At 59.3% G+C, this 11,114-nt stretch carries 12 protein-coding genes and 1 tRNA gene; 6 read left to right on the top strand and 7 right to left on the bottom strand.

Annotated elements, in window-relative coordinates:
* Positions 1 to 68 precede the first annotated feature (68 nt).
* From J1G33_RS24690 to J1G33_RS24715, 6 genes are all read right to left on the bottom strand, one after another.
* Positions 69 to 674 carry a 50S ribosomal protein L25/general stress protein Ctc gene (locus J1G33_RS24690; RefSeq protein WP_005784612.1) on the bottom strand — a complete coding sequence of 202 codons (606 nt, stop codon included), beginning with the start codon at positions 672 to 674 and terminating at the stop codon, positions 69 to 71.
* A gap of 138 nt (positions 675 to 812) precedes the next feature.
* Positions 813 to 1,754: a ribose-phosphate pyrophosphokinase gene (locus J1G33_RS24695; protein WP_003208392.1), complete on the bottom strand. Its 942-nt coding sequence runs from the start codon at positions 1,752 to 1,754 to the stop codon at positions 813 to 815.
* A 46-nt stretch (positions 1,755 to 1,800) separates the two neighbouring features.
* A tRNA-Gln gene (locus J1G33_RS24700) sits at positions 1,801 to 1,875 on the bottom strand.
* 37 nt (positions 1,876 to 1,912) lie between these two features.
* On the bottom strand, positions 1,913 to 2,761 hold the full coding sequence (gene ispE, locus J1G33_RS24705) for a 4-(cytidine 5'-diphospho)-2-C-methyl-D-erythritol kinase (protein ID WP_032878006.1): 849 nt from the start codon (positions 2,759 to 2,761) through the stop codon (positions 1,913 to 1,915).
* 1 nt (position 2,762) lies between these two features.
* Positions 2,763 to 3,380, bottom strand: a complete 618-nt coding sequence (gene lolB, locus J1G33_RS24710; RefSeq protein ID WP_032878005.1) for a lipoprotein insertase outer membrane protein LolB — start codon at positions 3,378 to 3,380, stop codon at positions 2,763 to 2,765.
* Positions 3,381 to 3,384: 4 nt separating this feature from the next.
* Positions 3,385 to 5,109, bottom strand: coding sequence for a tetratricopeptide repeat protein (locus J1G33_RS24715; RefSeq protein WP_122733165.1), 1,725 nt, complete (start codon positions 5,107 to 5,109; stop codon positions 3,385 to 3,387).
* A 182-nt stretch (positions 5,110 to 5,291) separates the two neighbouring features.
* Here J1G33_RS24715 and hemA point away from each other — a divergent pair, with 182 nt between their 5' ends.
* From hemA to J1G33_RS24745, 6 genes are all read left to right on the top strand, one after another.
* Positions 5,292 to 6,581, top strand: coding sequence for a glutamyl-tRNA reductase (gene hemA, locus J1G33_RS24720; protein WP_032878003.1), 1,290 nt, complete (start codon positions 5,292 to 5,294; stop codon positions 6,579 to 6,581).
* Positions 6,578 to 7,660, top strand: a complete 1,083-nt coding sequence (gene prfA, locus J1G33_RS24725) for a peptide chain release factor 1 (RefSeq protein ID WP_032878002.1) — start codon at positions 6,578 to 6,580, stop codon at positions 7,658 to 7,660. The genes hemA and prfA overlap by 4 nt, the downstream gene beginning before the upstream one ends.
* The gene (gene prmC / locus J1G33_RS24730; protein WP_078820237.1) at positions 7,661 to 8,491 is read left to right on the top strand and encodes a peptide chain release factor N(5)-glutamine methyltransferase; all 831 of its coding nucleotides are present in this window, start codon (positions 7,661 to 7,663) and stop codon (positions 8,489 to 8,491) included.
* On the top strand, positions 8,485 to 9,240 hold the full coding sequence (locus J1G33_RS24735) for a molybdopterin-synthase adenylyltransferase MoeB (RefSeq protein ID WP_223018947.1): 756 nt from the start codon (positions 8,485 to 8,487) through the stop codon (positions 9,238 to 9,240). Before prmC ends, J1G33_RS24735 begins: the two co-directional genes overlap by 7 nt.
* Positions 9,233 to 10,027 (top strand): glutamate racemase, encoded by a 795-nt coding sequence (murI, locus tag J1G33_RS24740; protein ID WP_032877999.1) that lies wholly within the window; start codon positions 9,233 to 9,235, stop codon positions 10,025 to 10,027. The genes J1G33_RS24735 and murI overlap by 8 nt, the downstream gene beginning before the upstream one ends.
* 110 nt (positions 10,028 to 10,137) lie before the next feature.
* Entirely contained in the window at positions 10,138 to 10,656 is a 519-nt protein-coding gene (locus J1G33_RS24745) for an acyloxyacyl hydrolase (RefSeq protein ID WP_005784623.1), read from the top strand.
* A 137-nt stretch (positions 10,657 to 10,793) separates the two neighbouring features.
* Here the strand turns inward: J1G33_RS24745 and J1G33_RS24750 are convergent, their stop codons facing one another.
* Positions 10,794 to 11,099 (bottom strand): YkgJ family cysteine cluster protein, encoded by a 306-nt coding sequence (locus J1G33_RS24750; protein WP_032803249.1) that lies wholly within the window; start codon positions 11,097 to 11,099, stop codon positions 10,794 to 10,796.
* Between the last annotated feature and the right edge of the window lie 15 nt (positions 11,100 to 11,114).

The following is an 11,114-nucleotide window of genomic DNA, read 5'->3' on the forward strand; positions in this document are numbered from 1 at the left end:
TTGTTGCCCGCTTTCTCGCTACGTTTCGGTCCGCGATGTTCCCTCAAGCTCCTTCGTTGCAGAGTGTATTACTCGGCAGCGGTTTCGCCGGCTTCATCTTCTGCTACAACACGTGGCGCGTGGACGTTGGCAACAGCCTTGTCGTCGTTGTGAGCCAGTGCAACGAACTCAACGCCTTTAGGGGCCTTGAGGTCGGACAGGTGGATGATGGTGCCGATTTCAGCAGCCGACAGGTCGACTTCGATGAACTCAGGCAGGTCTTTCGGCAGGCAGCTTACTTCCAGCTCGGTAGTGGTGTGAGAAACAACGCCACCTTTCTTGACTGGAGCTTCTTCGCCAACAAAGTGCACAGGCACGATAGCGGTCAGTTTCTGACCAGCTACGACGCGTACGAAGTCAGCGTGCAGTACGTGGCCCTTGGAAGGGTGGCGCTGCAGGGCCTTGATGATAACGTTCTGCTTTTTGCCGCCAACGTTCAGTTCGATAACGTGGCTGTAGGCAGCGTCGTTTTCGAGCAGTTTGGCAACTTCTTTGGCCAGCATGCTGATGGATTCAGGGGCTTTGTCGCCACCGTAAACTACAGCTGGAACCAGGCTTGCGAGACGACGCAGGCGGCGGCTCGCACCTTTCCCCAGGTCGGAACGCACTTCAGCATTCAGAGTAAAATCGTTCATGTTGTATCTCCAAAATAACCACATTCGCCCCAGCGTTTGCGACCAGCGCTAAAGGCGATATGGGCAAAAAAGCCCCGCCCCAACAGTATGTTGGGGCGGGGCGCTTTTCGTCAGTGAGGTGCTCCGAAGGTTTGACCCTTAACGGAACATCGCGCTGATCGATTCTTCATTGCTGATGCGGCGAACCGCTTCGGCAACTACCGGTGCGATATCCAGTTGACGGATACGCGAACAGGCTTGAGCAGCAGCGGACAACGGGATGGTGTTAGTCACCACCAGTTCGTCCAGCATGGAGTTCTCGATGTTCTCGATCGCTCGGCCCGACAGCACAGGGTGTGTGCAGTAGGCGAAGACTTTTGCAGCACCGTGCTCTTTCAGGGCTTTCGCCGCGTGGCACAGGGTGCCGGCGGTGTCGACCATGTCATCAACCAGAATACAGGTACGCCCTTCGACATCACCGATGATATGCATCACTTCAGAGTGATTGGCTTTTTCACGGCGTTTATCGATGATCCCGAGGTCCACGCCCAGGGATTTGGCAACGGCCCGTGCACGCACGACGCCACCAATGTCCGGGGACACGATCATCAGGTTTTCAAAGCGCTGGTCTTCGATGTCATCCACCAGAACGGGGGAGCCGTAGATGTTATCTACCGGAATATCGAAGAAACCCTGGATTTGGTCAGCGTGCAGGTCAACCGTGAGAACACGGTCGATGCCTACCACGGTCAGCATGTCAGCAACGACTTTCGCGCTGATAGCCACACGTGCGGAACGCGGACGGCGATCCTGACGGGCATAACCAAAGTAAGGGATTACAGCTGTGATTCGAGTCGCTGAGGAGCGGCGGAAGGCATCAGCCATCACGACGAGTTCCATCAGGTTATCGTTGGTCGGAGCGCAGGTCGGCTGAATAATGAAGACGTCTTTACCGCGGACATTTTCATTGATCTCGGCTGTAATTTCGCCGTCGGAAAACTTACCGACAGAGATGTCACCGAGAGGGATATGCAGCTGACGTACGACACGTCGAGCCAGATCGGGGTTGGCATTCCCCGTAAAGACCATCATCTTGGACACGCGCAGTACCTAGAGGCTGAGGGTAACCTGGATGAGTATTAGAAAATGGCAGGGGCGGCTGGATTCGAACCAACGCATGGCAGGATCAAAACCTGCTGCCTTACCGCTTGGCGACGCCCCTGTATCTGTTGCAACGAGTGCCTAACACTCGATTCCTTTTAGAGCAGACTTTGCAGCTTGCGATGCAACATCGAAACGTTGCTTCCCTTTGCTACAAACCCTGTAAGGGTCTCTGTAAGAAGGGCCGAGACTTTATCAGCTTCAGCTTTGCTTGGGAAGCCCCCAAACACACAACTTCCAGTTCCGGTTAATTTTGCTTCGGTAAATTTACCTAACAAATTCAAAGCGTTACGTACCTCTGGATAACGCCTTGCTACAACCGGTAAGCAGTCATTTCGACTGTTTCCCTTGGGAACGGGGCGCACTTTAATGGGAGAAGAGTTACGTGTCAACAACGGATCTGAAAAAATTTCTGCTGTACTTACAGATACTTGCGGCACAAGCACGACATACCAGGGTTCTTCGGGCTCTACAGGGGTAAGTTTCTCCCCTACGCCCTCGGCAAACGCGGCGTGGCCGCGCACGAAAACCGGGACGTCCGCGCCCAGCGTCAGGCCCAGCACAGCCAGGCGATCGTGGTCCCAGCCCAGTTGCCACAAGTGGTTCAGCCCCAGCAACGTCGTTGCAGCATTCGAGCTCCCGCCCCCGATACCTCCGCCCATGGGCAGGATTTTGTCGATCCAGATATCTATCCCGAGCGGGCAGCCGGATTGTTGCTGAAGTTTTTTCGCCGCCTTCACGATCAGATTGCTGTCGTGGGGCACGCCTTCGAATTCGGTGTGCAGCTGGATCACGCCATCGTCGCGTACGGCGAAGGTCAGCTCATCGCCATAGTCGAGGAACTGAAAGAGGGTCTGCAGCTCGTGATAGCCATCTTCACGGCGACCAAGAATATGCAGCATCAGATTGAGTTTCGCAGGCGAGGGCAGGGTCAGGCGTTCTGTCACGTTATTGCCCCAACTTGCGCGGTTGCCAGTCCTTGATCACCAACGTGACATCAAGGTCGGTGCCGTGCAGCTTGATGCGCTCGGGCAGCCAATAACCGTTCTGTTGCACGTAGCTCAGGTACTCCACCTGCCAGCCGTCCTGCTCCAGGGAGGCAAGGCGACTGTCGCCATTGAGGCTCAGGCGACTTTTGCTCTCGGGCGCCGGAAGACCGCGCACCCACCAGACCAAATGCGAGACAGGCAGCTTCCAGCCGATCTGCTGCTCCAGCAGTTCCTCCGGGGAGGTCGCTTCATAGCGGCCCTGGTTGGCCACTTCCAGGCTCACCTGCCCCGGCCGGCCCGTCAGGCGAGCCGCCCCCCGGCCCAGCGGGCCCGAGAGGCGAATGTCGTAATAATCCTGGCGTTGCAGCCAGAACAGGGTGCCGCTGCCGGAATCTTTCGGCGCGCGAACCCCGACCTTGCCCTCGATCTGCCAGCCGTCGATGCTGCTGAGCTGATCCTTGTGTTGTTGCCATTGCGCCGGGTTGCCCTGGCCTTCAACGGATTCACGGGTGCCTACGCCCGCGCAACCGGCGAGCAGGGCGATAAAACTGAAAACGATAATGTGGCGCAAGAACATAAGCTTAAAGGGTCTCGGATCCGGTCAGGCGCTTGATGGTGCCGCGCAGGATTGGGCTTTCGGGTTGTTCCTTGAGGAATTTTTCCCAGATTTGTCGTGCTTCGCGTTGCTTGCCCTTGGCCCAAAGCACTTCGCCCAGGTGCGCGGCAACTTCTTGATCGGGAAAGCGCTCCAGTGCCTGGCGCAGCAAGCGCTCGGCCTCGTCGAGGTTGCCCAGGCGGTAATTCACCCAGCCCAGGCTGTCGAGTACGGCCGGGTCTTCAGGGTTGAGCGCATGGGCCTGCTCGATCAGTACCTTGGCTTCGGCGTAACGCGTGGTGCGGTCGGACAAGGTATAACCCAGGGCGTTGAGTGCCATGGCGTTATCCGGGTCGCGCTTGATGATCAGGCGCAGGTCCTTTTCCAGCTGGGCCAGGTCATTGCGTTTTTCAGCCTGCATGGCGCGGGTGTACAGCAGGTTCAAATCGTCGGGGTATTGCAACAAAGCTTGTTGCAGCAGCTTCCAGGCGCGTTCGCCCTGCTTGTTGGCCGATAAGGTCTCGGCCTGGATCAAGTACAGCTGGATGGCGTAGTCCGGCTCGGCATCGCGGGCCGCCGCCAGGCGTTTTTCCGCTTCGTCGGTACGGCCATTGCTCATCAGGATGTCGGCCTGGCGCAACTGGGCGGGCAGGTAGTCATTGCCGGGGCCGACCTGGGCGTACTCGAGCAGGGCGGCCTGCGGGTCGTTGCGTTCTTCAGCGATGCGGCCCAGGTTCAGGTGCGCCGAGTCGACATGGCTGTCACGTTCAATCAACTGTTCCAGGTAGCCCTTGGCCTCATCCCAGGCTTTGGCTTCCAGGCACACCAGGGCCAGCGAATAGCGCAGTTCGTCGTCGTCGGGGTATTGCTGGACCAGGTTGGCGAACTGCACTTTGGCGTCTTCCATGCGGTCCTGCTCAACCAGCATTCGCGCATAAGTCAGGCGCAGGCGCTTGTCGTCCGGGTATTTCTTGATGCTTTTTTCCAGCAGAGGAATCGCTTCCTTGCCGCGGTTGAGGTTCTGCAGCAGGCGTGCTCGCAGCAGGATCGGCGCGATCTCGCCGTCTTCCGGCGGGTTCTGCTCAAGCAATTTGAGTGCGGCGTCGGCTTCGTCATCCTGTTGCAACAGCAAGGCTTTGCCGAAAATCAACTGGCTGTTCTTCGGATGCTTTTGCAGCAGGCGGTCGAAGCTCTTCATCAGGCCATTGCGGGTGTCCTGATCGGTGTCGGCGGCCGACAGTGCCAGGAAGTCGAAATGCGTGTCGCCCTTGCCCTGCAGGACTTTCTCCATATAGACCATAGAGTCGTCATAGCGGCCCGCGCGCGCCAGTTGCACGGCGGCGGCGCGCTGGGCTTCCAGATCATCGGGGGCATTTTTTGCCCAGATCAGCGACGTATCCAGCGCAGCCTGGTCGGCGCCCAGGTATTCGGCGATGCGAAACGCACGCTCGGAAATGCCCGGGTCCTGGGTGTTGATGGCCTGGGTCACGTAATTATCCAGCGCAATATCGAAACGATTACGCTGGCCGGCCAGTTCCGCGGTCAGCAGGCTGTAGATCGTTTCTTCACTGAACGAGGAATAAACCTTGGGCTTTTCAGGGGCGGGGGAGGTGTCTTCTACCGGCGGCGTAGCCTCCGGCGACACGGGTGCCATGGCCTGGCAGCCGCTGAGAAAGACAAAAGCAAGGAGCAACGCGGAAGATCTATTCATATAGGAAGAGGACGACTAACCTGCGGTCGGATCATCATGACACAAGCCTTCGGCCAAACATAACCGAGTCTCAGTGGAGGCCTTTATAGGCATAACGCATTAGGACAATAGACGACGGTGGTTGTTCTGGATCTTTCGAAGTAGGACAATTGTCGGCTTCCCGACATCATCAGCGATATTGAATGGCCTTCCTCGCACTCGGTATTAACCACAAGACTGCCTCCGTAGACGTGCGCGAGCGCGTGGCGTTTACGCCAGAGCAGTTGGTTGAGGCCTTGCAGCAGCTCTGCCGGCTCACCGACAGCCGCGAAGCTGCGATCCTTTCGACCTGCAATCGCAGCGAGCTCTATATAGAGCAGGAACATCTTTCAGCGGATGTGGTACTGCGCTGGCTGGCCGATTATCACCATTTGAGCCTCGATGACCTGCGCGCCAGTGCCTATGTGCATGAAGAGGATGCGGCAGTTCGTCACATGATGCGTGTGGCGGCCGGTCTCGACTCGCTGGTGTTGGGCGAACCGCAAATTCTTGGCCAGATGAAGTCTGCCTATGCCGTAGCGCGTGAGGCCGGCACGGTCGGCCCGCTGCTGGGGCGCCTGTTCCAGGCCACCTTCAATTCGGCCAAGCAGGTGCGTACCGACACGGCTATCGGCGAAAACCCGGTGTCGGTGGCCTTTGCCGCTGTCAGCCTGGCCAAGCAGATTTTCAGCGACTTGCAGCGCAGCCAGGCGCTGCTGATAGGTGCCGGTGAAACCATTACCCTGGTAGCCCGGCACCTGCACGATTTAGGCGTGAAGCGCATCGTTGTCGCCAACCGCACGCTCGAACGGGCGAGTATCCTCGCCGAACAGTTCGGTGCCCATGCCGTGCTGTTGTCAGACATTCCGGCTGAACTGGTACGCAGTGATATCGTTATCAGCTCCACCGCCAGTCAGTTGCCGATCCTCGGCAAAGGTGCGGTCGAGAGCGCGTTGAAACTGCGCAAGCACAAGCCGATCTTCATGGTGGATATCGCCGTTCCCCGGGATATCGAACCCGAAGTCGGCGAGTTGGACGACGTTTACCTCTATAGCGTCGACGATCTGCATGAAGTGGTCGCCGAGAACCTCAAGAGCCGCCAGGGTGCCGCCCAGGCCGCCGAGGAGATGGTCAGCACCGGTGCTGAAGATTTCATGGTGCGCCTGCGTGAATTGGCGGCGGTGGATGTGCTCAAGGCGTATCGTCAGCAGGGCGAACGCCTGCGTGATGAAGAGTTGCTCAAGGCCCAGCGCCTGCTCGCCAACGGCAGCAGCGCCGAAGAGGTGCTGATGCAATTGGCCCGTGGCCTGACCAACAAACTGCTCCATGCACCCAGCGTTCAGTTGAAAAAGCTTACCGCCGAAGGCCGCCTCGATGCGCTGGCCATGGCTCAGGAACTCTTTGCCCTCGGTGAGGGCGCGTCAGACAGCTCTTCGGATAAAAAACCGCAATGAAAGCGTCACTGCTCAATAAACTGGACGTGCTCCAGGACCGTTTCGAAGAACTGACCGCCTTGCTCGGCGACGGCGAGGTCATTTCTGATCAGGCCAAGTTTCGCGCTTATTCCAAGGAGTACGCCGAAGTTGAGCCGATTGTAGCCACCTACAAACATCTCACCAAAGTGCAGGCTGACCTCGAAGGCGCTCAGGCGCTGCTCAAGGACAATGACCCGGACATGCGTGAAATGGCCGTGGAAGAAGTCCGCGAGGCCAAGGAAAAACTCGCCGAACTGGAAGGCGACCTGCAACGCATGTTGCTGCCCAAGGACCCTAATGACGGCCGTAACGTGTTCTTGGAGATCCGCGCCGGTACCGGTGGCGACGAGGCGGCGATTTTCTCCGGCGACCTGTTCCGCATGTATTCGCGCTACGCCGAACGACGCGGCTGGCGGGTCGAGATCCTGTCCGAGAACGAAGGTGAACACGGTGGCTATAAAGAAGTCATTGCTCGGGTCGAAGGTGACAACGTCTACGGCAAGCTGAAGTTCGAATCCGGCGCCCACCGTGTGCAGCGTGTCCCTGCGACTGAGTCCCAGGGCCGTATCCATACCTCGGCGTGCACCGTAGCGGTGTTGCCTGAGCCGGACGAGCAGGAGGCCATCGAGATCAACCCCGCGGACTTGCGTGTCGACACCTACCGCTCGTCGGGCGCCGGTGGCCAGCACGTCAACAAGACCGACTCGGCGATTCGGATTACCCACTTGCCGTCGGGCATCGTGGTGGAATGCCAGGAAGAACGTTCCCAGCACAAGAACCGGGCGCGGGCCATGTCCTGGCTGTCGGCCAAATTGAACGACCAGCAAACCAGCGCCGCCGCCAACGCGATTGCCAGCGAGCGTAAGCTGCTGGTGGGCTCGGGCGATCGCTCCGAGCGCATCCGAACTTACAACTTTGCCCAAGGCCGGGTGACCGACCATCGGGTCAATCTCACCCTTTATTCCCTGGACGAGATTCTCGCTGGCGGCGTGGATGCGGTGATCGAGCCGTTGCTCGCCGAATATCAGGCGGATCAACTGGCCGCGATAGGTGAATAAATGACCATCATAGCCAGCCTGCTGCGCGCGGCCGACCTGCCCGATTCGCCCACCGCGCGCCTGGATGTGGAACTGCTGCTGGCCGCCGCCCTGGGCAAGTCCCGCAGCTACCTGCACACCTGGCCGGAAAAGATCGTCAGCAGCGAAGACGCCCTGACCTTTGCCGACTACCTGCAGCGCCGCCGCAGCGGCGAGCCGGTGGCCTATATCCTCGGCCAGCAAGGCTTCTGGAAGCTGGATCTGGAAGTCGCGCCGCACACGCTGATTCCGCGTCCGGAAACCGAATTGCTGGTGGAAGCCGCTCTGGAACTGCTGCCTGCTACCCCGGCCAAAGTCCTGGACCTGGGCACCGGCAGTGGCGCCATTGCCTTGGCGTTGGCCAGCGAACGCCCGGCCTGGCAAGTCACCGCCGTTGATCGCGTGCTCGAAGCGGTGGCCCTGGCCGAGCGCAACCGCCAGCGTCTGCACCTCAATAACGCGACGGTGCTGAACAGCCATTGGTTCAGCGCCCTGCAAGGCGATCGCTTTGACTTGATCATCAGCAACCCGCCCTACATTGCCGACAACGATCCGCATCTGGTGGCGGGGGATGTTCGGTTTGAACCGGCGAGCGCCCTGGTGGCCGGGCCTGATGGCCTGGACGATTTGCGCCTGATCATCGATCAATCACCGGCCCATCTGAATGCCGGTGGCTGGCTGTTGCTTGAGCACGGCTACGACCAGGCCTTGGCTGTGCGTGACTTGTTGCTGAGCCAAGGCTTTGAAGGCGTACACAGTCGTATCGATCTTGGCGGTCACGAACGCATCACCCTGGGGCACCGACCGTGCTGACCGATCAGGAGCTGTTGCGTTATAGCCGGCAGATTCTGTTGCAGCATGTCGACATCGAAGGGCAGTTGCGCCTGAAACAGAGCCGCGCGTTGATCGTCGGCCTCGGTGGCCTGGGCGCTCCGGTTGCGCTCTACCTCGCCGCTGCCGGTGTAGGTGAGCTGCACCTGGCGGATTTTGACACGGTCGATTTGACCAACCTGCAACGTCAGATCATCCATGACACCCACAGCGTAGGGCAGACCAAGGTAGATTCGGCCATGCGTCGGCTGAGCGCGATCAACCCTGAAATCACCCTGACCGCCCATCGCGTGGCGCTGGATGCTGACTCGCTGGTCTCTGCAATCGGCGCGGTGGATGTGGTGCTCGATTGCAGCGACAACTTCTCTACCCGCGAAGCGGTGAATGCGGCCTGCGTCGTGGCGGGCAAGCCATTGATCAGTGGCGCGGCCATTCGCCTTGAGGGGCAATTGTCGGTGTTCGACCCGCGTCGCGCCGACAGCCCGTGCTATCACTGTTTATACGGGCACGGCAGCGACACCGAACTGACCTGCAGCGAAGCCGGTGTGGTCGGGCCGTTGGTGGGGCTGGTCGGTAGCCTGCAAGCGCTGGAAGCCTTGAAGCTGCTGGCAGGTTTCGGTGAGCCGCTGGTGGGGCGCCTGTTGCTGATCGACGCCTTGACCACGCGTTTTCGCGAATTGCGCGTCAAGCGCGACCCGGGTTGCAGCGTGTGTGGAACCCGGCATGGTTAAGGGCGCGCCCATCGGTGTGTTCGACTCCGGCGTCGGCGGCCTGACGGTGCTGGAGGAGATCCAGCAGTTATTGCCCCATGAATCGCTGCTGTATGTGGCCGACTGCGGGCATATCCCCTATGGTGAGAAAACGCCCACTTTCATCCTTGAGCGTTCTCGAACCGTCGCCGAGTTTTTCCGCGAGCGCGGCGCCAAGGCATTTGTGATCGCGTGTAACACCGCAACGGTCGCCGCCGTTGCCGATTTGCGCCAGGACTACCCAGATTGGCCCTTGGTCGGCATGGAGCCTGCGGTCAAGCCCGCTGCTGCCGCTACCCGCAGCGGCGTGGTGGGTGTGCTCGCCACCACTGGGACGCTGCAAAGCGCCAAATTCGCGGCCTTGCTCGACCGCTTCGCCACTGATGTACGAGTGGTGACCCAACCCTGTCCGGGCCTGGTGGAGCTGATTGAAGCCGGTGACCTGAACAGCCCGGCTTTGCACATACTGTTGCAGGGCTATATCGAGCCACTGCTCAGCGCCGGTTGCGACACCATCATCCTGGGTTGCACCCACTATCCCTTCCTCAAGCCGCTCCTGGCGCAGATGCTGCCCCCCAGTATTATCCTGATCGACACCGGCGCCGCCGTGGCGCGCCAGCTCAAGCGTTTGCTGGATGAGCGCGACCTGCTGGCAGCTGGCAATCCCGACACTGCACAGTTCTGGACCAGCGGCGATCTGACCCACCTAAGAAATATCCTACCGACACTTTGGAAACATCCCGGAGTTGTGCGAAGCTTTGGCTCGTGAAAATTTCGTGAAATGGTGCTGATAAAAGCTGAACTTCCGGCTCTACGTCAGCTTCTATAGCCAGTTAGCCTGTTTAAAACTATATAACTTCGTTCGGAAGGATGTTTCTTATGAAGCGCTTGTTCTGTTTGGCTGCGATTGCGGCCGCTGTGTTGGGACACTCTGTTTCAGCCCAGGCCGCCGGCCTGGAGTTCGGGTTGGGGAGTACCAGTGATTCGACGTTGACCTATCGACTGGGCCTGACTTCGGATTGGGATAAAAGCTGGATGCAAAGCGATGTTGGCCGTCTGACCGGCTACTGGAGCGGCGCCTACACGTATTGGGAAGGTGATGACCGGGCAGGTGCCAGCAGCCTGTCGTTCTCGCCGGTGTTTGTGTATGAGTTTGCCGGCCAGTCAGTCAAGCCCTACATCGAAGCCGGTATCGGCGTGGCGGTGTTCTCCCGCACCCGGCTGGAAGACAACAACATCGGCCAAGCTTTTCAGTTCGAGGACCGCCTGGGTTTCGGCCTGCGGTTTACCGGTGGGCATGAAGTGGGCATTCGCGCCACGCACTATTCCAACGCCGGCATCAGCAGCAATAACGATGGGGTAGAGAGCTACTCGTTGCACTACACCATGCCGTTGTAATTCAACAACAACGAAGCCCCCCCTGTGGGAGCGGGCTTGCTCGCGAAAGCGGTGTATCAGCTAGCACATGCATAGACTGACCCACCGCCTTCGCGAGCAAGCCTGCTCCCACATTTAGATCTTTGCTCATCGCAGGATCAGCGGTAGACCGTCGCGATGCCTTCCCGCTCTTCAAGACACTCCGGCGCACCCATCTCAAACTCCCGGCAAATCAGCGGGCGAAGCGCGTAAATCGTGCACATCATCGTGTCCCGGTCCAGTGCGGCGCACCAGCCGTCGTCCAGGCGCAGCATCACTTCGCCGCCCCACTCATCGGTATCGATAAAGCGCTGCGGCACGCCGGTGTCGGTGATCAGCATGACTTCCAGCTGACAGCAGCAGGCCGCGCACGTCGAGCAGGTGACGGCCGGTTCAGTGATTTGGATATGGGGGATGTTGGTCATAGCCGCGCAGTGTAA

The sequence above is a fragment of the Pseudomonas sp. P867 genome, from assembly GCF_019891455.1.
GTDB classification, from domain to species: domain Bacteria; phylum Pseudomonadota; class Gammaproteobacteria; order Pseudomonadales; family Pseudomonadaceae; genus Aquipseudomonas; species Aquipseudomonas synxantha_A.